The sequence below is a fragment of the Nocardia pseudovaccinii NBRC 100343 genome (assembly GCF_001613225.1).
Taxonomy (GTDB): Bacteria; Actinomycetota; Actinomycetes; order Mycobacteriales; family Mycobacteriaceae; genus Nocardia; species Nocardia pseudovaccinii.
Genome location: NZ_BDBY01000155.1, coordinates 1 through 20,868 on the forward strand (window position 1 = coordinate 1; position 20,868 = coordinate 20,868).

The 20,868-nt window shown below is 66.4% G+C and carries 19 protein-coding genes; 10 read left to right on the forward strand and 9 right to left on the reverse strand.

What is annotated here, in order from left to right:
* Nucleotides 1–251: 251 nt before the first annotated feature.
* A complete protein-coding gene (locus NP3_RS18230) occupies nucleotides 252–503 on the forward strand; it encodes a DUF2277 domain-containing protein (RefSeq protein WP_063042800.1) in 252 nt (83 codons plus the stop codon).
* Between the two features lie 11 nt (nucleotides 504–514).
* Here the strand turns inward: NP3_RS18230 and NP3_RS18235 are convergent, their stop codons facing one another.
* Nucleotides 515–1,807 carry a PucR family transcriptional regulator gene (locus tag NP3_RS18235; protein WP_063042801.1) on the reverse strand — a complete coding sequence of 431 codons (1,293 nt, stop codon included), beginning with the start codon at nucleotides 1,805–1,807 and terminating at the stop codon, nucleotides 515–517.
* A gap of 284 nt (nucleotides 1,808–2,091) precedes the next feature.
* Between NP3_RS18235 and NP3_RS18240 the strand changes: the two genes are divergently transcribed.
* From NP3_RS18240 to NP3_RS18250, 3 genes are all read left to right on the forward strand, one after another.
* Entirely contained in the window at nucleotides 2,092–3,630 is a 1,539-nt protein-coding gene (locus NP3_RS18240) for an aldehyde dehydrogenase family protein (protein WP_245720996.1), read from the forward strand.
* A 65-nt stretch (nucleotides 3,631–3,695) separates the two neighbouring features.
* Nucleotides 3,696–4,568, forward strand: coding sequence for an SDR family oxidoreductase (locus tag NP3_RS18245; protein ID WP_063042802.1), 873 nt, complete (start codon nucleotides 3,696–3,698; stop codon nucleotides 4,566–4,568).
* Between the two features lie 437 nt (nucleotides 4,569–5,005).
* The gene (locus tag NP3_RS18250; RefSeq protein WP_063042803.1) at nucleotides 5,006–5,896 is read left to right on the forward strand and encodes a LysR family transcriptional regulator; all 891 of its coding nucleotides are present in this window, start codon (nucleotides 5,006–5,008) and stop codon (nucleotides 5,894–5,896) included.
* A gap of 81 nt (nucleotides 5,897–5,977) precedes the next feature.
* On the opposite strand, the gene NP3_RS18255 is transcribed toward NP3_RS18250, so the two are convergent.
* Nucleotides 5,978–7,354 carry an amidase gene (locus tag NP3_RS18255; protein ID WP_444980790.1) on the reverse strand — a complete coding sequence of 459 codons (1,377 nt, stop codon included), beginning with the start codon at nucleotides 7,352–7,354 and terminating at the stop codon, nucleotides 5,978–5,980.
* 410 nt (nucleotides 7,355–7,764) lie between these two features.
* Between NP3_RS18255 and NP3_RS18260 the strand changes: the two genes are divergently transcribed.
* From NP3_RS18260 to NP3_RS18270, 3 genes are read left to right on the forward strand one after another with little or no spacing between them, the layout of a single operon-like run.
* On the forward strand, nucleotides 7,765–10,404 hold the full coding sequence (locus NP3_RS18260; protein ID WP_084508669.1) for a serine/threonine-protein kinase: 2,640 nt from the start codon (nucleotides 7,765–7,767) through the stop codon (nucleotides 10,402–10,404).
* On the forward strand, nucleotides 10,401–12,641 hold the full coding sequence (locus tag NP3_RS18265) for a serine/threonine-protein kinase (protein WP_063042804.1): 2,241 nt from the start codon (nucleotides 10,401–10,403) through the stop codon (nucleotides 12,639–12,641). Before NP3_RS18260 ends, NP3_RS18265 begins: the two co-directional genes overlap by 4 nt.
* Nucleotides 12,638–13,360 (forward strand): cyclase family protein, encoded by a 723-nt coding sequence (locus tag NP3_RS18270; RefSeq protein ID WP_063042805.1) that lies wholly within the window; start codon nucleotides 12,638–12,640, stop codon nucleotides 13,358–13,360. The genes NP3_RS18265 and NP3_RS18270 overlap by 4 nt, the downstream gene beginning before the upstream one ends.
* A gap of 70 nt (nucleotides 13,361–13,430) precedes the next feature.
* Here NP3_RS18270 and hpt read toward each other — a convergent pair whose 3' ends face one another.
* Both hpt and tilS read right to left on the reverse strand, forming a co-directional pair.
* A complete protein-coding gene (hpt, locus tag NP3_RS18275) occupies nucleotides 13,431–13,988 on the reverse strand; it encodes a hypoxanthine phosphoribosyltransferase (protein ID WP_063042806.1) in 558 nt (185 codons plus the stop codon).
* Nucleotides 13,989–14,037: 49 nt separating this feature from the next.
* Nucleotides 14,038–15,054 (reverse strand): tRNA lysidine(34) synthetase TilS, encoded by a 1,017-nt coding sequence (gene tilS, locus NP3_RS18280; RefSeq protein WP_063042807.1) that lies wholly within the window; start codon nucleotides 15,052–15,054, stop codon nucleotides 14,038–14,040.
* A gap of 556 nt (nucleotides 15,055–15,610) precedes the next feature.
* Here tilS and NP3_RS49825 point away from each other — a divergent pair.
* Complete coding sequence (locus NP3_RS49825; RefSeq protein ID WP_218024872.1) at nucleotides 15,611–15,889, forward strand: cytochrome P450 family protein; 279 nt, start codon at nucleotides 15,611–15,613, stop codon at nucleotides 15,887–15,889.
* Here NP3_RS49825 and NP3_RS49830 read toward each other — a convergent pair.
* On the reverse strand, nucleotides 15,886–16,197 hold the full coding sequence (locus NP3_RS49830) for a hypothetical protein (protein ID WP_218024873.1): 312 nt from the start codon (nucleotides 16,195–16,197) through the stop codon (nucleotides 15,886–15,888). The genes NP3_RS49825 and NP3_RS49830 overlap by 4 nt on opposite strands.
* Here NP3_RS49830 and NP3_RS51510 point away from each other — a divergent pair.
* The gene (locus NP3_RS51510; protein WP_444980791.1) at nucleotides 16,189–16,881 is read left to right on the forward strand and encodes a cytochrome P450; all 693 of its coding nucleotides are present in this window, start codon (nucleotides 16,189–16,191) and stop codon (nucleotides 16,879–16,881) included. The two genes, NP3_RS49830 and NP3_RS51510, sit on opposite strands and share 9 nt — an antisense overlap.
* On the opposite strand, the gene NP3_RS18295 is transcribed toward NP3_RS51510, so the two are convergent.
* Together NP3_RS18295 and dacB are read right to left on the reverse strand one after the other, a co-directional pair.
* Nucleotides 16,793–17,908 carry an Rv3626c family coenzyme F420 biosynthesis-associated protein gene (locus NP3_RS18295; protein ID WP_084508675.1) on the reverse strand — a complete coding sequence of 372 codons (1,116 nt, stop codon included), beginning with the start codon at nucleotides 17,906–17,908 and terminating at the stop codon, nucleotides 16,793–16,795. The genes NP3_RS51510 and NP3_RS18295 overlap by 89 nt on opposite strands.
* A 13-nt stretch (nucleotides 17,909–17,921) precedes the next feature.
* Entirely contained in the window at nucleotides 17,922–19,361 is a 1,440-nt protein-coding gene (gene dacB / locus NP3_RS18300) for a D-alanyl-D-alanine carboxypeptidase/D-alanyl-D-alanine endopeptidase (protein ID WP_063042845.1), read from the reverse strand.
* Nucleotides 19,362–19,574: 213 nt separating this feature from the next.
* Between dacB and NP3_RS18305 the strand changes: the two genes are divergently transcribed.
* Nucleotides 19,575–20,066: an inorganic diphosphatase gene (locus tag NP3_RS18305; RefSeq protein WP_063042809.1), complete on the forward strand. Its 492-nt coding sequence runs from the start codon at nucleotides 19,575–19,577 to the stop codon at nucleotides 20,064–20,066.
* Nucleotides 20,067–20,255: 189 nt separating this feature from the next.
* On the opposite strand, the gene NP3_RS18310 is transcribed toward NP3_RS18305, so the two are convergent.
* Together NP3_RS18310 and NP3_RS18315 are read right to left on the reverse strand one after the other, a co-directional pair.
* On the reverse strand, nucleotides 20,256–20,519 hold the full coding sequence (locus NP3_RS18310) for a hypothetical protein (RefSeq protein ID WP_063042810.1): 264 nt from the start codon (nucleotides 20,517–20,519) through the stop codon (nucleotides 20,256–20,258).
* 126 nt (nucleotides 20,520–20,645) lie between these two features.
* Nucleotides 20,646–20,837, reverse strand: coding sequence for a hypothetical protein (locus NP3_RS18315; RefSeq protein ID WP_063042811.1), 192 nt, complete (start codon nucleotides 20,835–20,837; stop codon nucleotides 20,646–20,648).
* Nucleotides 20,838–20,868 lie beyond the last annotated feature (31 nt).

Consider the following 20,868-nt stretch of genomic DNA (forward strand, 5'->3'; position numbering starts at 1 on the left):
AGCGCGCCGAATAGAAGCCGCCGAGTGCGAGCGCACGCAATTCGTCATCCGATACCGCCGCGCCGGACCAGTGGTCCTCTTCCCGCTTGTCGAGGTCGTCGTAGGGGAATGTTGTCAAGGTGGGTACACCGCGGGCAGGCATACCCCCGATTGTTCACCATCGATCTTGGATGGACCTGTGTAATCGCTCGGCTTTGTCGGATCTGTTTCTTGGCCTGCCTTACCCCGACTGTGGGCAGTAGTGTGCTCCCATGAGTAGCAACATCACCCTCCTTCGTGGCCTGGATCCTGCGCCTACCGAGCAGGAAATCTATGCTGCCGCACTGCAGTATGTGCGTACGGTCGGTGGCGTGTCCGGCCTGAGCACCACAACCAAGGCAGCCGTCGACAAGGCGGTGAACGCCATCGCGGCGGCAACCACGCAATTGCTCGCGGATTTACCGGATGTGCGGGTCGCACCGGTCACCGAACCGCCACTACGCCAGGTCGCGGAGGCGGAGTAGTTCGTAGCGTTTCAAGGTAGGGCGTCTGCGCCGTAGGTGGCGACGCAGGCCAGTGCGATCTCCAGCGGCAGGCTGCGCGCTTCGATCGGATGGCCGAGCAGTTCCTCGATCCGCTGGATCCGATAGCGGACCGTGTTCTTGTGCACACCGAGTAATTTCGCCGTGGCCTCCGGGCTGCGATGGCTTTTCAGATATGCGTGCAGTGTTTCGCGCAGTCGTGTGGCATTGACATCACGGCCCGCCAGTGCGCGTAATTCGCGCCCGATCAGACCGCGCATGGCCGCGTTGTCGGCGCCCGCCAGATAGGCGATCTCCACCTCGCGATATGCGGTGACCCGCGCTCGATCCGCCGGACCGCGCTCGGCGACGTGCCTGGCCGCGACGGCCTCGTGATGGCTCTGCCGGAACCCGGCGGCCTGTGGCGCGGGCACCCCGAACGCGGCCCGCACCGGCGGCTCGACCTGACCGTGCACGATTCGCTCGATCTCCCCGGGCACCGCCAATTCAGCGGCGTGTGCGTCATCGTCCAAACCCGCCCAGGCCCACATGCCGCTCGCGCCGGACGCCACGGTGAGCACGTGGCCACTGCCGAGCGCCGTGCCCAATCGCGTCGCGACCCGATCCAGCAGCCCGCTCGCCTCGCTGTCCTGCTCACCGGTGGTCTCATCGGTCCACAGCACAAATGCCAAGTGCTGCTTGGCAAGTCGATAGCCGAGCCGGACCGAGGCCTGGTCGATATCGAGTTCGTCACCGGCGAGCAGGGCACGCACGATTTCGGTGCGCCGGTTGAGCGCGGCGCGCATGACCCGCTCGCGTTCCTCCATGTAGGTATCGGTGAGCGTCTCCACCGAAATGCTGACCCATCTGGTGGAACGCTCGAACAGTCGCAGCATTACCGCCCGCTCGATCTCGGGCGGGGGCTGCCGTTCGTCGACGGCGTCGGTCATGTAGTCGAGTACCGCCTCCTGCCCGACGTGATAGGTCCGCAGCAGCAGCCGCAGGTCGTAACCGCGTCGGGCGAGGGTTCGGGCGAAGGCGTGCGCCTCCTCCGGCAGGGCGAATTCGATGGTGTCGCTGGTGAGATTGGCCAGCACCACCCGCGCGTGTGCGCGGGTGCTCGCGGCCAGGTCGCGGCGCATATCGCGATCGGCGAGTTCCGGGATATGCGCGATGATCGCGTTGTCGAGGCGATCGACGACCTGTTCGAGCGCCCGGGTGCGCATGGTCTCGTAGACGTATTCGGCCAGCCAATCGCGGACCACCGCGCTATTCGGGCTGATCGCCGCCGGGCGGCCGGTGGTCATCAAACCTCCGGATTGTATCTAGAGAACAAAAACAGCCTCATTCGTTGACAAATCGGGCCAAGAAAGTCCGAGAACCTTGTGCCACGATCATAGGTCAGTGAACTGATTCACAGCGATCAGCACAACCTCAGTGGGAGAACAGCGTGACCGATACGGTGCCCGGCGCGGCCGAGAAGAAAACTGCGCGTAAGACAACGGCGAAAGTAGACGCGGCGGGAGCGACGGGCGTGGATGCGGTCGCGGAGCGTGACCACGGAGCGCCCCGGGAGCGCCGCGAATCGGACATCGCTCCGGCACTGATCGAGGTACGCAATCCGGGCACCGGGGCGGTGGTGGGGTCCGTACCGGACGAGAGTGCCGACGCGGTCGCGGCCAAGATCCGCGAATTGCGCCTGTACCAGCCGGAATGGGAGGCCATCGGCCCCGACGGGCGCAAGGAATGGCTGCTGAAGCTGCAGGACTGGATCATCGACAACACCGAGCATCTGGCCGATGTGCTGCAGGCCGAGGCGGGCAAGCCCCGCGTGGACGCGCTGATCGACCCGGCCTTCTCGACCGATCTCATCGGCTACTACGCGCGGCGGGCCGGGAAATTCCTCGCCGATGACCATCCCTCGCCGCACAGCCCGCTGGCCCGGGTCAAGAAGCTGACCACGGTGTACAAGCCGTATCCCGTGGTCGGCGTGATCACGCCGTGGAACTTCCCGCTGGCCATGCCGGTCATCGATGTGATCCCGGCGCTGGCTGCCGGTGCCGCGGTGATCCTCAAGCCGTCCGAGGTGACTCCGCTTTCGGCGATCGAATTGGCAAGGGGCTGGGCCGAAATCGGTGCACCGCCGGTTTTCGCCGTGGTCACCGGTGCGGGTGCGACCGGTGCCGCGGTGGTCGAGAATGCCGACTACATCCAGTTCACCGGTTCGACCGCGACCGGGCGCAAGATCGCCGCCGCCTGTGTCGAGCGGTTGATTCCCTACAGCCTGGAATTGGGCGGTAAGGATCCGGCGATTGTGCTGGCCGACGCCGATCTCGATCGGGCCGCGCACGGCATCGCCTTCGGCGGCATGTTCAACTCGGGCCAGGTCTGCATTTCGGTGGAGCGGGTGTATGTCGAGGCTCCGGTCTACGACGAATTCGTCACCAAGCTCACCGATGCGGTCGAGAATCTGCGTCAAGGTCTGGACGGTCGCGAGTCCAAATACGACGTGGGTGCGCTGGCCAACGAGAACCAGGTCCAGATCGTGCAGCGGCATGTCGACGAGGCCGTCGCAGCGGGCGCCAAGGTGACCACCGGCGGCAAGCGCACCGGTGTCGGCACCCTGTTCGAACCGACCGTGCTCGTCGATGTCGACCACACCATGTCCTGCATTACCGAGGAGACCTTCGGCCCGACCCTGCCGGTAATCAAGGTCTCCGACGAGGCGGAAGCCGTTCGGCTGGCCAATGATTCGATCTACGGCCTCTCGGCCTCGGTCTGGACCGGCGATAAGGATCGCGGCGAGCGTGTGGCCCGCGCCCTCGAAGCCGGAGCGGTGAATATCAACGACGTCTTCGTCAACCTGTTCAGCTTCGCGCTGCCGATGGGTGGCTGGGGGCAGTCCGGCGTCGGCGCACGCTGGGGCGGTCCGAACGGGGTTCGCAAATACTGCAGGCAGAAGGCGATTACCACGCCGATCCTGCCGACCCAGCAGAAGGAACTGCTCTGGTTCCCGTACCAGATGCCGAAGGTGCTGTTCGGGCTCGGCGCGATGCGTGCCGCAGGAGCTCGCGGACTGCGTCGCATCGACATTGCCGCAATTCTGAAACTCGCGGGAGACAACAAGTGACCGCGGAGCGAGCGAAGGGCCCGGAGACACAAGGTGGGGGCCGTCAGAGCGGCGCCCCGCAAGGAGTGCGCGCGCACGGAGGGCACCAGGAACTCCGCAAATCCAACACAGACGGGGCGAAGGTTCGCGGCAAGGTCGTCGTCATCACCGGTGGCGCGCGCGGCATCGGACTGGCCACGGCGACCGCACTGCAGGCGCTCGGCGCGAAGATCGCGATCGGCGATATCGACGAGACCACGGTCAAGGAATCCGGCACCGCCCGCGATTTCGAGTTGTACGGGCGGCTCGACGTCACCGATCCCAGCTCGTTCGAGAGCTTCCTCGACGAGGTAGAGCGCACCGTCGGCCCGATCGACGTGCTGATCAACAATGCGGGCATCATGCCGACCGGCAGATTCGCCGATGAGCCGGATCAGATCACCCGCCGGATTCTGGATATCAATGTCTACGGCGTGATCCTCGGCTCCAAGCTGGGCCTGGTCCGCATGCTGGCGCGCAAGCGCGGACACATCATCAATATCGCCTCGCTCGCCGGGGAGACGCATATCCCGGGCCTGGCGACGTATAACGCCAGCAAGCATGCGGTGCTCGGCTTCACCGACACCCTGCGCGAGGAGTACCGGGGTTCGGGTGTCGCGTTCTCCTCGGTGCTGCCGACACTGACGAATACCGAACTCGGCTCCGGCGTGAGCGGCCCGAAGCTGCTGCGCCCGGCCGAACCGGAGGAGATCGCCGATGCGATCGTCGCGCTGATCGCCGAGCCGAAGTCCAAGGTCCGGGTCACCGCGGTGGCCGGATTCCTGTCGCAGCTGGTGAATCTGCTGCCCGAGCCGGTGGCCGATGGACTGGCCAGGGCGCTGGGTTCGAGCAATGCCTTCCTCGACGATGTGGACGTGGCCAAGCGCAAGGCCTACGAGGATCGGGCACGCAGCCTCTGAACGGTCGGCGAAGGCGCCGTGGTCGGGTCATCGACCACGGCGTCTTCGCGCGTCCGAACACCCCCGGGACTGCCGTCCCCGGACCGTCCGAACGAGACAGCAAACACAATTGTGACTAACATCACTCCACCCACCCGTAATGGCATCACCCTCGTTGCGGGCCGGTTTCCCGGCAGTGACCGGCCACACTTCAGCGCCTACCCGGCGCGGTCCGCAGACCCACTCGTCGTCGCATCGCTGCTGGTCATATGCCCAATTAACTTGCGCACGGCAGAGCGGGTCCCGGGTGCTGGAGATTCGCGGAGTCGATGATGCAAATGACCATGACAAGCCATATGCTGTGTCTAACAAACCTGCCGACTGTTTCGGCTGCCATATCCAGACTTTCCGGCCTTAATAGGCTGGAAATTCAGGACCGATTCTGATAGCAAGGGGCTATGGACCCGCATTTGCGCGACCTGCGGTATTTCGTCGCCGTCGCTGAGGAACTGCACTTCACCAACGCCGCTCAGCGGCTGCACATCGCTCAACCCACCCTGTCGCGTCAGATTCGTCAGCTGGAACGCCAGCTCGACGTGGTCCTGTTCGACCGCAACCAGCGCAGCGTCGCGCTGACCGTCGCGGGTAAGGAGTTGCTCGAAGGCGCCCGCAAGATCCTGGAGCTGTGGGAGGTCACCAATGTCTCCCTGCAGGAGGCGGGTGAGGTGCTGCGCGTCGGCATCCAATCCGCGCTCGGCCGCGGGCTGCTCAACGATCTGGAGAGCGCGAGCGGGCACCGCCTGGCACTGCACGCCGCCTCCTGGACCGACCCGTCCAGTGGGCTGGCCGGTCGACAGGCCGACCTCGCTCTGGTCTGGCTTCCGCTCCCCGATCCGAACCGATACCGCTGGCAGGTGCTGCGCACCGAGCCGCGCTGGGTGCTGCTGCCGGAGAACCATCCGCTGGCCGAGAACGACACCATCGACTTCGCCGACCTGCTGGACGAACCGTTCATCGCACTGCCCACCGAGGCCGGTGCGGTGCGCGACTTCTGGCTCGGCAACGATGCCCGCAACGGCCGTCAGCCCAAGATCGGCGCCGAAGCGGCAACCCCCGAGGACAAGCTGGAGGCCGTGAGCCTCGGCCTCGGCGTCTGCCTGCTGGCCGAGAACAATGTGCCGATGTACCGCTGGCCGGGTCTGACCGCTCGCCCGCTCGCCGGACTCGCCCCGTGCGAACTTGCGGTGGCCTGGCGCGCCGACGACAACCGGCCCACCATCCTCGAATTCGCCGCACGCGCGGTGGACGGTGGTTTCGCGGTGCAGCATCAGCCTGCGATCGCGGGCTGATCGCTCATCCGTTCAAGCTCATCCCAACCCCGACGGAGCGAGTCTTACGAGCGATGTTCGCGGTGCCGCAGGCGCGGCAAATCAGACACAGTCGTTCACCGTTCGCTTCCAGGGGTGGATCGACTCGAGTTGAGCCGCGAGGCGCAGCAGGATCGATTCACTGCCGGGCGGTGCCGTGAGTTGGGCGGCGACCGGCGTTTTGGATCTCGGATGCATTCCCATCGGTATCGACGCGGCGGGCCAGCCGACCAGATTCCACAGCGGTGTGAACGGTGAATACCGAGCGCTGACAACAACATTCGCGAGCCAACCGAGAGTGTGCCAGGCCCTGGCCCGCGGTGGCGGCGCGGCGAGCGTAGGGGTGATCACCACGTGGTAGCGCTCGAAGAAATCCAGCAGTTGCGCCTCGACCCGGTCCACCTGCGCCGGGCGCACGAGCCGCAGCCGCTGGACGAGCCGACCGAGTGCGATGTGGCGGCGGGTGCGCCGCTGCAGACGTTCGGGGCGGATCAGATTCGCGGCCTCCCGCGCGCCGAATGCCAACCAGCGCAGGCCGACCGAAACGAGCGATTCGCCGTAGGGCAGTGTCACCGATTCCACCAGGTGCCCGGCCGCGGCGGCGGCCGAAGCAGCGGTGCGGGCCGCCGCGGTCCAGTGCCGATCGACCCGGAACATCCGGGACGGTGGCGCCACGGCCAGCCCGATGCGTAGTCGGCCCGGCGGTTCCAACTCGGCTAGGTCCGGACGCGCGGCCAGCACGGACAGCATGAGCGCGGCATCGCCGACTGTCGTTGCGAGCACGCCGTTTTCGACCATCCCGGACCAGGAATCGACGCCTACCTCGGCCGGTACGGTGTGCCGCCCCGGCTTGAGCCCGAACACCCCGCAGCAGGCCGCGGGAATGCGCACCGAACCCAGCCCGTCGTTGCCGTGCGCCACCGGCACCAACCCGGCCGCCACGGCCGCGGCCGAACCACCGGACGAGCCACCGGAGCTGCGGGCGGAATTCCACGGGTTCCGACCGATGCGGCCCTCGCTCTCGGTCGTAGCCCACAGGCCGAGTTCGGGGACCGCGGTCAGCCCGACCACCACCGCGCCCGCGGCCCGTAGCCTGCACACCACCGGGTGGTCGGCGGTCGCCGGGCGGGTATCGGTCGCGGTGGAACCGGCGAGAACCGATTCACCCTCGACCGCGATGTTGTGTTTTATCGCGATGGGCACACCCGCCAGCGGCAGTAGATCCAGATCGGAACGCTGTTCCAGCGCGAGTGCCTCGGCCCGTGCTTTAGCCGAGCGAACGACCGTGAACGCATTCGTCTTCCGGTTCTCGGCGGCGATCAGATCCAGGGCGGTATCGACGGTTTCGGTCGGCGTCAGCGAGCCGTCACGCACACTCGCCGCGATTGCCGCCGCCGGACCTCGTGACAGGCCGGTTTCGCGTGGCATGCTGGAATCCATCGAAGCATGTACGGCGTCGGTCCCGCCCACCGCGACCCCACGGGCGGCCTGCACCTCCGGGGCTTCCGCAGCCTCCGGAGCGGTCGAATCCGTCGCTGTCGGATCCGCCGCCGCGACGCCACCCGCCGCGGCCGTCACGGTATTCGATTTACGGCGCTGTTCCCGGGTTTTTCCGTGGTCACGCTCCGCTACCGCCTCCGCGCCCGTCGCTCGCGCCGCAGTGTTGTTCATGTGCTGGTTCTTCCCCGTCGCATCGTTGTCGAAATCGGGTGATCCACTGTTGTGGCGCAAGTTATCATTTCGATTACTGCTCGGGGGACGATGTCGTCGGGTGTGGCGGAAATTCAGCGGCACATCCACCGAACGGCCACTGCGGATACTCGACATCCGCTCAGCAAGTAGGTCCGAAAATGAGTGCTGATCCCGAAAATACGCACCGAACCGATCTCGACACCGAGCCGGCCAGAGACTGGGGCGAGTCGCCGTCGCATACCGAGAACGACGTGGTCGAGGCCTTCTCGACCGCATGGGAATCGGCGCGCCGGCCACCGGAGATCGCCGACTTTCTGCCCGATGCCGAATCCCTGCGCCGGGCCGCCCTGATCGAATTGATCCGCGTCGACCTGCGACATCGCTGGATCCGGGTCCCCACCGCGGCGGGAGCGACGGGCGCGGAGGCGGTAGCGGAGCGTGACCACGGAGAGCCCCGCGAGCGCCGCCAATCCAATACTGCGCCGACGCCGCGTAAACGGCTTTTCGACTACTGCGCCGAGTTTCCGGAACTCGAACCGGGCGGCATTCCGGCCGGTTTGGTGTACGAAGAGTTCGTCATCCGTAGACACAGCGGTGAACGTGTCGATCCGAAGGATTATCTGCGGGAATATCCGGAACAAGCGGCTGAATTGCACGCGCTGCTCAATGTCGACGACATCGACCAGAGCACCCGCCGGGCGGCGCTGGAGGATTCGGTGCTGACCGAGTTCGCCAATACCCGCGCGGCGGCCGAACTGAGCCGGACCGTGCAAGCCGATCAAACCGTCGGACTGAACCAAACCCAGCAGTCCGTTCGTAATACTGACGTGACGCGCACGACCGTCGGTCCGACCGAGACGGCGACCGCCATTCCGACCACGATCGGAACCGGTCCGGGGAAATTCAACGCCCTCGACCGGATCGAGATCGGCCAATCCATCGACGACTTCGACCTGCTCACTGGACTCGGCAGCGGCGCCTTCGCCCGGGTATTCCTGGCCAGGCAGCGATCATTGCAGCGCTTGGTCGCTGTGAAGATCTCCGCCGACCACGGCACCGAACCGCAGACCCTGGCCCAGCTCGACCACGACTACATCGTGCGCGTCTTCGATCAGCGGCTGCTCGGCACCGATGACGCCCGCGATCCGGCCATGCGCCGACTCCGGCTGCTGTACATGCAGTTCCTGCCCGGCGGCACCCTGCTCGGCGTGCTGCGCTGGGTACGCGCGACCTCACCCGCCGAACGCAGCGGACAACTGCTGCTCGACGCGGTCGACGCGGCCATGGAGGAGAAGGGCGAAATCCGCCCGACCGATTCCAGCGTGCGCGCCGAGATCGCCGGGCTGAGCTGGCCGGAAACTGTGGCCTGGCTCGGCCGCAGACTGGCCGAGGCGCTGGACTACGCCTCGGCGCACGGCGTACTGCACCGCGATGTGAAACCGGCCAATATCCTGCTCACCGCGGAGGCGGTGCCGAAGCTGGCCGATTTCAATATCAGCTTCAGCCGCAATGTGGCAGGCACCAGTCCGGTGGCCTATTTCGGCGGCTCACTGGCGTACATGTCGCCCGAACAGCTGGAGGCCTGCCATCCCGGCCGCGAGCGCACAGCCGAGGATCTGGATACCCGTTCCGATATCTACTCCCTCGGCGTGGTGCTGTGGGAATTGCTCACCGGCGCGAAACCGTTCGACGATTCCACTGCGACCGACCACGGCGACGATACGGCGCTCGAGGGTATGCTGGAACGCCGCACCGCCGGGGTGGAAGACACGGCGCTGCAACGAGTTCCGGCGAATTGCCCAGCGGCGCTGCAGCGGGTACTGCTGACCTGTCTGGAATCGGATCGGACACGGCGCTGGGCCAATGGCGGGGTGCTTGCCAAGCAGTTCGACCTGTGCATGGACCCGAGGGCCCGGGATCTTGTCGACCCGCCGCCAGGCAGTTGGCGACTGAAGTTGCGCGCATGGCGGCTGGTGATCGTGTCGCTGGCCATCGGCATCCCGAATATCCTCGCCTCGGCATACAACATCCAGCACAACCAGCATCTGATCGTGGACCGGCTCCCCGAGGATGCCGGGCGCACCTTCATGATCATCACCACCGTGGTGAACGGAATCTTCTTCCCGCTCGGGGCGGCGCTGATCCTCTACATGTCCCGAAGAATGCTCACGGTGCCGCACGGGCTGCGCCGCCACCGCCGCTACGATGCCGAGACGCTGCGCCTGGCCAGAGCGGATTCCCTGCTGTTCGGCGACCGAGCGGTGTGGGTGGTCTTCTCGCTGTGGGTGCTGGCCGGGTTCACCTTCCCGATCGCGCTGCAATTGGCGGCCGGGGACGTGCCCGCCCGCGCGGTGGTGCACTTCCTCACCTCGATCGTGGTGTGCGGCGCGATCGCGATGGCCTACCCGTTCTTCCTGGTGTGCTTCTTCATGGTCCGCTGCATCTATCCGATCTTCCTGCGGCACGGGGAGATCAGTACCGAGGACGCGGTGTGGCTGCGCGGCCTGGATCGCCGCGCCAACGGATATCTGGCGGTCGCGGCCTCGGTGCCGCTGCTCGCGGTGGCGGGCGTGACCTTCTTGCCGCCCGGCGATATTCCGATGGTGATCGCCGCGGTGCGCGTGCTCTGTGTGGGCGGCATCATCGCGTTCATCGGCTCCTACCTGCTCTTCCGGGCGCTGGAGGCCGATCTGCGTGCGCTGGAGCGGGTCGTCGCGCCAGCGGACTCCCTTGACCGCGATCATGTTTCGGCGGACCGGGAGCGCGGCAGGCCGGCCGTGCCGGAGCCGCGATCGTGACAGCTGCCGATTTCGCGGATCGAGGCGAGACCGACCCCATATCCAGATTCACCGAAGATTGGCAGCACTGCCTGCGTGGCGAGCGGACCGAACCACCTCCGATCGCGGAGTATGTCCCCGACGGCACCCAGGTGCGGCTGGCGGTACTCACCGATCTGGTCCGCATCGATCTGCGCCACCGCTGGGATCGGGAGGGCCTCGGCAAACGCATCGCCGAGTACCGCAAGGAATTTCCCGAGGTCGAGCACAGCGCGGAATTGGTCGATCTGCTCTGCGAGGAGTTCCTGGCCCGACGCCGGTACGGCTCGCTGGAACTGGCGGATTTCCTCGCCGAATATCCGGAGCTGGCGCAGGATGTGCGCGCGCGGCTGGCCGTTTACGCCGCCGACGACGCCGCCGCGGCCGATACCGAGCGAGCCGCCGCGCTGGTCGCCGGTCTGACGCCGGGTCATCGGATCGATGACTTCGATCTGCTCACCGATCTGGGCACCGGCACTCTCGGCCGGGTCTTCCTCGCCAGGCAGCGTTCCATGCAACGTCTTGTCGCCGTGCGGCTTTCGGCGGGCCGCGCGGCCGGCGGGCACAGCATGGCGCAACTGGATCATCCACATCTGGTGCGCGTTTTCGATCAGCGCCTGGTCACTGCCTCGACACCGGAGGCCCCCGCATCGACCCGGCTGGTCTACATGCAGTACCTGCCCGGCGGTACGGCGGCCGGAGTGCTCGCCGAGCGGCGGCGCGGCCCGGAATCCGAGGGCGGCGCCCTGCTGCTGCGCGCCATCGATGCCGCCATGGAGGCCAGAGGCGAGATCCGGCCGTCGGATTCGAGTGTGCGCGCCGAAATCGCCGCACTCAGCTGGCCGGAGACGGTGGCCTGGATCGGCCGACGACTGGCCGATGCGCTCAACTACGCCGAGCAGCACGGCGTACTGCATCGCGATGTCAAACCGGCGAATGTGCTGTTCACCGCGGAGGGCATTCCCAAGTTCGCCGATTTCGCCGCGCGCACGGCGGCACCTCGCACGGCGGCGAATCCGCTGGCCGCCGAACCGGATTCGCTGCCGTACCGCTCCCCCGAACAACTCGCCGAACTCCTCGATCCGGCCGCACCACCGCCCGGCTCGAGCAGCGATATCTACTCCCTCGGCGTGCTGCTGTGGGAAATGCTCACCGGCGCGATGCCGTTCGACGATCCGCCGATACCAGCCGATCCGGACGCGCGCGCCGAAACCATCGCGACGATGGTCGCCCTACGCGGGCGCGGCGTCACCGCGGAGACGCTGGAGCAACTGCCCGCGGACACCCCGAATGCGCTGCGGCGGGTGCTGCTGGAATGTCTCCGGATCGATCCGCAGCGCCGCTGGCGCAATGGCGCCGAACTAGCCGCGCAACTGGATCTGTGCCTCGACGAGCGCGCCAGGGAACTGGTCGATCCGGCACCGACCAGTTTTGCGTACCGGTCGCGTGGCTGGCTCATACCGATCCTCACGCTGTGCGTCGGCGTGCCGAATTTCCTCGCCAGCGTCTACAACATCAACCTGAACAACTCACTGATCATCGATCGGATGACGGCGGCCGACCAGCAACGGTTCGCCGCGGGCGGCCTGATCACCAATCTCATCGCCTTTCCGATGGCCGGATTGCTGCTGCTTTTCCTCACCCGCCGCCCGCTGACCATCGGATTCCGGCTAGCTCGCGGTCGCGAATACTCCCCGCGCACGCTGGCCGCCGCCCGGCGCGACACCCTGCAGATGGGTGACTGGGCGGTCTGGGTGCCGTTCGGGTTCTGGCTGCTCGCCGGGCTGGTGTGGCCTTTGGCGCCGGTCTTCTTCGGGGTCGAGCTACCGCGCGCGACCTTTTTGCACTTCTTCGCCGCGCAGGTGGTGTGCGCCGCGATCGCGCTGGCGTATCCGTTCTTCCCGATCATGGTTTACGCGGTGCGTTCGATTTATCCACAGCTGCTTGTGCGCGGCGGTATCGGCGCCGAGGACGAGGAGCAGCTGCGCAAACTCGCCAAGCGCGGAAACTTCTATCTGGGCGTCGCCGCATCGGTGCCGCTGCTCGGCGTGGCCAGCGCGACCTTCGTCGAGGCCGCCGATTTGGATTTGGTGATCGTTCCGGTGCGGGTGCTCAGCGTGGGTGGCATCCTGGCGTTCGTGCTCACCTATCGGTTGTTCCGGATGCTCGAGGCCGATCTGCTGGCCTTGGCACGTGCGATTCCGCAGCGGAAGCGATGACCGGCCCGCGGCCGTTCGGACGGCTGGTCAGCCTTTCCCATGTCCACGATCCCGCGACGGCGCCGCTGTTTCCCGGTGATCCCGAATTCCGGACCGATATTGTCGCGACGGTCGCGAACGACGGCTATTACCTGCGCTATATCCAGCAGGGCGAACACACCGGAACCCATTGGGGCGCACCGATCCACTTCCATGCCGACGGACTGGCCGCCGACGAATTGGATCTCGACGATCTGTTGTTGCCCGCGGTGAAAATCGACGTGCGGGACCAATGTGCGAACGATCGGGATTACGCGATCGACATCGCTGATCTGCGGGAGTGGGAGGGTCGGCACGGGCGGATACCCGACGGCTCGGCATTGGTGGCCTGGACCGGGTGGGACGAGAAATGGGGCACGCCGGAATTCATCGGAACCGGCGAAAGTGCCGACCACCAACCGGGATTCGCGGTGGAGACGGTGAAATGGTTATTGCGGACCGGGCGGCTGGGGCGACGTGGCGCGCTCGGCATCGATACGTTCGGACCCGATCTGGGGACCGACGACACCTATGAGGTGTCGAAGCTGCTGTATCGCGAACATCGGATCAGCTTGGAATGTCTGGCGAATCTCGCCGAACTACCCGTCACCGGCGCCTGGGTATTGGTCGGTGGTGCGCTGTACAGCGGTGGTTCCGGTTCGCCCGCAACAATATTCGCGGTTATGCCTGCGCCTCGCTAGCGCTCGGCTCCGCCATAACCGCAGGGCGGCTGTGTTTTTTGTTCACTCACTGCGTTCGCTCATGCCCTGATTACGCGCCGCCGTAGACCTTCGGGTCGAGGGTGCCGATATACGGCAGGTCGCGGTAGCGCTCGGCATAGTCGAGGCCGTAGCCGACGACGAATTCGTTCGGAATATCGAAGCCGACGTGCGCGACTTCCACGTGGGTGCGTAGCGCGTCCGGCTTGCGTAGCAGGGTGACGACCTCGAGCGAGGCCGGATTGCGGGTGGACAGATTGCGCTTGAGCCAGGACAGCGTGAGACCGGAGTCGATGATGTCCTCGACGATCAGCACGTTGCGGCCCGCAATGTCCTTGTCCAGGTCCTTCATGATGCGCACGACACCGGAGGACGAGGTCGACGAGCCGTAGGACGAGACGGCCATGAATTCCATCTGGGTGGGAATCGGCAGCGCCTTGGCGAGATCGGTCATGAAGAAGATGGCGCCCTTGAGCACGCCGACCAGCAGCAGATCCCCCTCGGGGGCATCGGCCGGATAACGCTTGGCAATCAGCTCGGCCAGCTCCTGGGTCTTGGCCGCGATCTGTTCCTCGGTGATCAGCACCGACGCGATATCGCCCTCGTACACGTCAGTTGGTTTCCCTTCCCTGGTGTCTCCCCGGCCGACCCATTATGTGTCATCGGCTCCCTTGCAGACGCAAAGTCAGCCTGCCATGTTCGCGCGCCGCGACCAACCTGCGTCCCGGCTGCCCGCCGCCCACCGCGACGCCGCCCTGCCCGCGCCATGCGGTAATCAATTCGTCAACCGCCTGTAAATGCTTGTTGGTCAGGGCTTTAGCGCCACCGGCCAGCAACCAGGCACGGATAGCGCGTCGGCGCAAGGCCGCGGGGGCAGTGGCGAGGGTCTCTATCGAGAGGGTCGGGTCATCACTCGCCGGACCGGCGCTCGCGGTTCGCAGCAACTCATCGGCCAGCGCATCCAATACCGCACCGTCATCGCGCAACTGCTCGGCCGTCCGCGCCAGCGCCCCCGCGACCCCACCTCCGAGCACCTCCTCCAGCAGCGGCAGAACCTCGTTCCGCAACCGCACCCTGGTGAACTCCGCCGCCGAATTGTGCGGATCCTCGAACGGCGTCAGTCCTATATCGACGCACAACTGCCTGGTCACCGCCCGTCGTACCCTCAACAGCGGCCGACCCCACGGATCAACGAATGCCGCCATTCCCTGAATCGACCGCCCACCCGATCCCCGCCCCAACCCCAGTAACACAGTCTCGGCCTGATCATCGAGCGTGTGCCCGAGCAGCACCGGCAACCCACCCCGCGCCCCGTCGAGCGCCGCATACCGGGCCGCCCGCGCCGCCGCCTCCATTCCCCCGTCCGCACCGACCTCGACCGCCAGCACATGTGCCGACCGACACCCCAGCGCCAACGCCGCGGCCGCCGCCTCAGCCGCCACCCGGTCCGATTCCGACTGCAACTGATGATCCACGACCAGCGCGTCGACCTGCCCTGCCTCCACCACCGCAGCCGCCGTCAACGCCAGCGAATCCGCACCACCGGACAACGCGACCGCCACCTCACCCGTCGCATAATCGGCCAGCCACCCCCGCACCGCCCGGCGCACCTCGAGCACCGCCTCGGTCTCGGGCAGCCGCGGCGAATTCCCTGGCGCTCCCGCCCTACGGCTCATATCCGGAGACTACCGAGGATCAGTGCCCTCGATTCGCTCGGCAAGCTCCACGATGAGCCCTTCGCCGCCGCTCATGAGACGCCTACCGTCTGCCGCTCGGGTTCGGTGACCGCGACTCGCAGGCGACGCCGGTGCATTACCGCCACCACGCATGCGGCGAGATCAGCAATGTCGACCTGCGCTGCGCCCACTGCGGCGAGGCGATGCGCGCAAACGACATCGACCCGCTGCCAGGCCCGGCGCACCCGTGTGACCGCCGATTCGGCTACCCGGCGTTTGCCTCGGGCACCGAACTCACCGAAACGCCGAAGAATTGCATGGCAATCGGGGCCGTGCCAGAATGATGCGCTGCTCGACGCTGTGACCAGGCTTTTCCCGATAATCGTGCTCCGATTTCGTTCAGGAAGGGTGCAGGCGACAATGGGTCCGGCGAGGTGGATGAAGGCCTACAGCGCGGAGGTCATGCCCTGGTTGGCTCCGTCGCTTCGGCCGCTGCGGTCTTGCTCTCGGCAAGGTCGGCCTGCTGCCCGATTCGGCGCTGGTGCCGCTGCGGCGGGTGGGACTGGATCCCGTCGATGCGCTGGGCAGACTGCGCGGCCGCAGTCCGATCGCCCGGCTGACAGTTCCCTTCGCGATGAATGTGTGGCTGGTGACGGGATATCCGCAGGCGCGGGCCGTTCTCGGCGCAACCGCCGGATTCTCGACCGACTCGACCAGACTCACCAAGATCATGCGGGCCACCATTGAGCACCCCGGCGGGCTCGCCTTCACGGATCCACCGCTGCATACGCGGCTGCGGCGGTTGCTTGCTCGGAGTTCACCAAGCGGCGACTAGGTCGTCTTAATCCTCGGATCGAGCAGATCGTTGCCGAGCGGCTCGATGTACTCGGGGTGGGTGCGGGACCGATTGATCTGTATGAGGCTTTCGCATTGCCTGTTCCATTCTTGACGATCTGCGAATTGCTTGGAATCGCCGAGGCGGACCGTGCCGGTCTCGAGCACCTGACCGCGCCGCGATTCGATCTGGCCGACGGTTTCGGCGCCGCTGTGGGGTGTCGTTGACCAGGCGCTGTCGCATCTGCTCGAGATCGTCGGCAGGGAACGGGCGAATCCTGGAGACGGAATTCTGGGCAGATTGATCAAGCAGCACGGGACCGAACTCGACGACCGCACACTGGCGGGGCTGGCCGATGGTGTGCTCACCGGCGGCATCGAGACCACCGCCAGCATGCTTGCTCTCGGTGCGCTTGTGCTGATGAGCGGTGGGGCGCATTCGAGGCGGTCGGCACCGACAACGACGCCACTGAGAGATTTGTCGAGGACCTGTTGCGCTATCCGAGCGTGGGCCAGGTGGCGTTTCCGCGGATCGCGACTGAGGATATGCAGATCGCGGGCACGTCCATCACCGCGGGCGATATTGTTTTGGTCTCACTGTCAGCGGCCAACCGTGATCCCGTCCTCGGCGCCGACATGGACTGTTTCGACCCGGCGCGCTCGCCCGCGCCGCACATCGCCTTCGGATACGGCATCCACCGGTGCGTGGGCGCCGAACTCGCCCGGATGGAGTTACGCACCGCGTTTCCCGCGCTGATCAGCCGTTTCCCGAACCTGCGCCTCGCGGTGGCGCCACATGATCTTGCCTTCCGCGAACAGTCGATCGTCTACGGGCTGCAAACCCTGCCGGTGTTGACCCACCTCGACGTCGGCCGACAACAGCCACACTCCGCAGCGCCGCGAACTACCCGAGGACGCGGGCGACCCAGCGCTCGGGGACCTCGATTTCCGTTGCGAGCGGAAGGGTTTCGGGGTTGGTCCAGACGGTGTTGAACTGGGCCATGCCGACTTGCGCCACCACCGCGTCGACGAATTTCTTGCCGCGGACGTATTGAGCGACCTTGGCGTCCACGCCGAGCAGGGCACGCAGGAGGCGTTGGACCGGGTTGGTGGGGCGTTTGCGGCGCTTGTCGAAGGCGGCGCGGATTTGTTCGACGGTGGGGATGACGGCGGGACCGACGGCATCCATGACGTGGTCGGCGTGGCCTTCCAGGAGGGTGCCGAGCATCAGCAGGCGGTCCAGGGCTTCACGTTGCGGTGGGGCCTGGGTCGCGCGGAGCAGGCCGACGACGCCGCGGGAATTCGGGTCCTCGGTGCCGGTGCCGCGACGACGGTCGCGCACCTCTTCGACGAGGCGACCGAGCATTTCGGCGAGCGGTTCGTCGCCGACTTCGCCGAGGATGTCGACATTGGCGCGCATGTAGTCGCTCAGCCACGGCGCGGAGGAGAACTGCACCCGGTGGGTCACCTCGTGCAGGCAGACCCAGAAGCGGAAGTCGGTCGGCGAGACGCCGAGTGCGCGCTCGACGGCCATGATGTTCGGCGCGACGAGCAGCAGCGTCCCATCGGGTCCGGTGAACGGGTCGTACTGACCGAGGATCGCGGTGGACAGAAAGGCAAGCATCGCGCCCGCTTGCACACCGGCGGGTTTGCCTGCGAGCAGGCCCTTGTCCGATACCTGCCCGGTGCCGGTCAGCTGGGCCATGGAATCGGCGGCCGCATTGATCCAGCCAGGCCGGTCGACGATCAGGGCCGAGGGCACCGGCTGATCGTCGAGCAGACCGCTCACCTCACGAACCGGCCTCTCCGCTCGCACCGATGCCTCGGCCAGCTCGCTCACTACCTGTTCGGCCGAGTATCGCGAGGTCCGCGGGCCGGACGGCACCAGCGCGGCGCCGGTGCGCGCGGCAAGGCGCCAATCGACGGCACCGGAAAATCCGGAGCGTCTGCGCTCGGCCGGACCGTCCGCACCCGAATTCACGGCGGGCGCGGCGCCCGATTTGTCAGTGCCTTCGAACATGGTCAACCACCCGTCACGAGCATCCACAGTTACGCAGCGTGCCAGCGATGGCGTCCAATGCGGGCCGACTCAGCTCCGGTGGCCGATCGTTCGACATCAATGCGAAGGTCAATACCCGCCCATCGCTGTCCAGCACATACCCGACCAACGTGCTCGCCACCGACAGAGTTCCGGTCTTGGCCCGCACCCAGCCCGCGCCGCCCCGGTTCTGCGTGACATAACGGATGCTCAGCGACCCCGTCGCACCCGCGACGGGCAGATCGTCGAGCAGCGGCGCCAGGGTGGTCGCGATCCGATCGTTTTCCGGCCTGGCCTTGGTATTGCTCGGTTGCACGGCATTGGCCCCGCTCGGCTTCGCCGCGGTCGAGATGATCTTGTCGAGCAGCCGGGCAGGCACCCGGTCCTCGGTCGACAGGCCGCTGCTATCGCGCATCGAAAGTCCGTTGAGATCGAATCCGCCCTTGCCGAGCGCGGTTTCGAGAGCGGTGACGGCCCCGGTGAACGATGCTTCGTTACCGGACGCGACCGCGACCTCGCGGCCGATGGCCTCGGCGAGCACATTGTCGGAATGGACCATGGTGTCGCGCAGCCGGTCCCGCAGCGGCGCGGATTGCACGCTCGCCACCTCGGTCGCACCGGCGTCGGCATTGCCGATCCGCACCTTGGCGGGATCGAGTCCGAGTTCGGTTGCCAATCGCTGTCCGGTGGCCAGGGCCGGAGTCGGGGTGCGCGGCGAGTACTCCACCAGCGGGTCGAGGCGGCCGCCGTCGAGCATGACCGGATCCATCGGTGCGATCGAACCCTCGCCGATATCGACCGGATCCCAGCCGGGCGCCATGGGCGGGCCGGAATACGCGGAGGTGTCGACCACGATGGTGTCGACGGGATGGCCGGAGGCCTTGATCTGTGACACCAGATCCGACAGCCGCGGCCCGTTCGGGTAATACCCGTTGCCGTCGGGCTGCGCGGTCAGCGTCGGATCGCCGCCACCGACGAGCACGAGTTCATTGGGCGCGGATCCGGCGACGACGCGGGTGGTCACCCGATGATCCGCGGGCAGGGTGAGCAGGGCGGCCGCGGTGGTGAGGATCTTGGCGGTGGACGACGGAATCATCGGCTTGTCGGATTCGGCGCTCCACAGCACGGTCGCGGAGTCGGCATCGGTGACCTCACCGGCGAATGCACCGAGGTCCGGATTGGCGACCACCTGCGCGAGCGCGGCGGCGACACCGGACGGAGTCGGCGCGGGCGCATTCGAGGGGGCGGGCGCGACCTGCGGAAACGGTTTGACCGGGTCGGGCGGCGCGGCGATGGTGAGCCCGCCGTGCCGGAATTCCTCGGTCCACGGTTTGACCGCGATCACCACGCCTGCCCCGACGCCGAGCAGCAAGGCCAGCGTGAACGCGACGCCGATCCAGATCTTGCGGCGTCGCTTGGTGGCCAAGCCACCGATATTCCTATTGCTGCCACCCACCACGTGCCCGCCGTCTCTCCGTCTCTTATCGCTGCACCGTCGCACCGTCGCCGGTCCACCCACCTACCGCACCCGAGTGCCCGCGGACCACACTATCCTCGTTCCGGCACCGTTCCCCCCGAACACCTGTCGAGTCGGCGTTCCGACGACCGCGACGCGACAGTCCCTCAGAAGCATCAGTAAGGAGATGGCGTGGAGTTCGACGTCACCATCGAGATCCCCAAGGGTTCTCGGAACAAGTACGAGGTCGATCACGAGACCGGTCGGGTCCGGCTCGACCGCTTCCTCTACACGTCCATGGTCTACCCGGCCGACTACGGCTACATCGAGAACACCCTCGGCGAGGACGGCGACCCGCTGGACGCGCTGGTCCTGCTGCCGGAGTCGGTGTTTCCGGGCTGTCTGATCGAGGTGCGTCCGGTCGCGATGTACAAGATGGTCGACGAGAAGGGCGGCGACGACAAAGTCCTGTGCGTGCCCGCGGGCGACAAGCGCTGGGATCACATCCAGGACCTGGCCGATGTGCCGGAGTTCGAACTGGCCGCGATCAAGCACTTCTTCGAGCGCTACAAGGATCTGGAACCGGGCAAGTTCGTCAAGGGCTCGGAGTGGGTCGGTCGCGCCGAGGCCGAGGCCGAGGTGGAGGCCTCGATCAAGCGGCTGCAGGAGAACGGCGGGCACTGAGTCTTGTTGGGGCGGTGGATGATTCGCTCCTGACCGAAAAGCGGGTAGTCCGGCGGGTTCGGACTACCCGCTTTCCTTGTCATCGCGGCACGGTATCCAGGTGCCCCGAAGCGGATGGAGACAAACGTCAACGACTGAGCACCATGGTTACGGAGTGCTGCCCGGGGCGCTCGTGACTACGTCGTCGGGCTACGAGTTCTCCCCCGGTTCCCTGGTGACGGGGAATGGATTCATGTTGTCGTCGAATCCGGGAACATCACGCATCTTGTCACGAAGGCTGTCCGGTGCGTAGTTGCCGGAGTTGTCGAGGCTGTCGAGATAGTCCCAGCGCAATTTGGCAAATCTCTCTCGGTCCTCGGGTGACAGCGCCGCCTGTTCGGCTTCGGATTCGGCCCGGATTCGTGCGAACACCTCGGGATCCCAACCCGGCGGGGTCTTCTCGGTGCCACTCATTGTCATGCACCTCTTCTATAAGTCGTTTTCACCGAGTGTCAGCGAACCCCCTGCATCAGTTCAGGATTGACTGAACTGTTTGCCTCCCATTCCAGCGTTATCGCCGGCGGTAGCCGCCGAGCGGCGTCAAAGGCAATGTCGAACACGGGTTGTCGAGGTCAGTCCGGTTCGGTCGTGGTCGACGGCGAATGTGCGCAACCCCGCAACTGAGAACTGGTCGAGGGCAGCGTCCACGTCGAACCGCGCCGGATCGAGCGGCTCGGCAATGGTGTCGACGGTGACGGCACCGGCCTCGGCGGCCGTAACCCATACTGCCACCGCATTTCTGGCTCGACGCCCTGGTCCCGCT

Excerpts from the sequence above, each read along its gene's own strand:
- NP3_RS18235 (WP_063042801.1), bottom strand. The coding sequence starts at position 1,807 with ATGACCACCGGCCGCCCGGCGGCGATCAGCCCGAATAGCGCGGTGGTC.
- NP3_RS18310 (WP_063042810.1), bottom strand. The coding sequence starts at position 20,519 with ATGAGTGGCACCGAGAAGACCCCGCCGGGTTGGGATCCCGAGGTGTTC.
- tilS (WP_063042807.1), bottom strand. The coding sequence starts at position 15,054 with ATGAGCCGTAGGGCGGGAGCGCCAGGGAATTCGCCGCGGCTGCCCGAG.
- NP3_RS18255 (WP_444980790.1), bottom strand. The coding sequence starts at position 7,354 with ATGGATTCCAGCATGCCACGCGAAACCGGCCTGTCACGAGGTCCGGCG.
- NP3_RS18250 (WP_063042803.1), top strand. The coding sequence starts at position 5,006 with ATGGACCCGCATTTGCGCGACCTGCGGTATTTCGTCGCCGTCGCTGAG.
- NP3_RS18230 (WP_063042800.1), top strand. The coding sequence starts at position 252 with ATGAGTAGCAACATCACCCTCCTTCGTGGCCTGGATCCTGCGCCTACC.
- NP3_RS18295 (WP_084508675.1), bottom strand. The coding sequence starts at position 17,908 with ATGTTCGAAGGCACTGACAAATCGGGCGCCGCGCCCGCCGTGAATTCG.
- NP3_RS18270 (WP_063042805.1), top strand. The coding sequence starts at position 12,638 with ATGACCGGCCCGCGGCCGTTCGGACGGCTGGTCAGCCTTTCCCATGTC.
- NP3_RS18260 (WP_084508669.1), top strand. The coding sequence starts at position 7,765 with ATGAGTGCTGATCCCGAAAATACGCACCGAACCGATCTCGACACCGAG.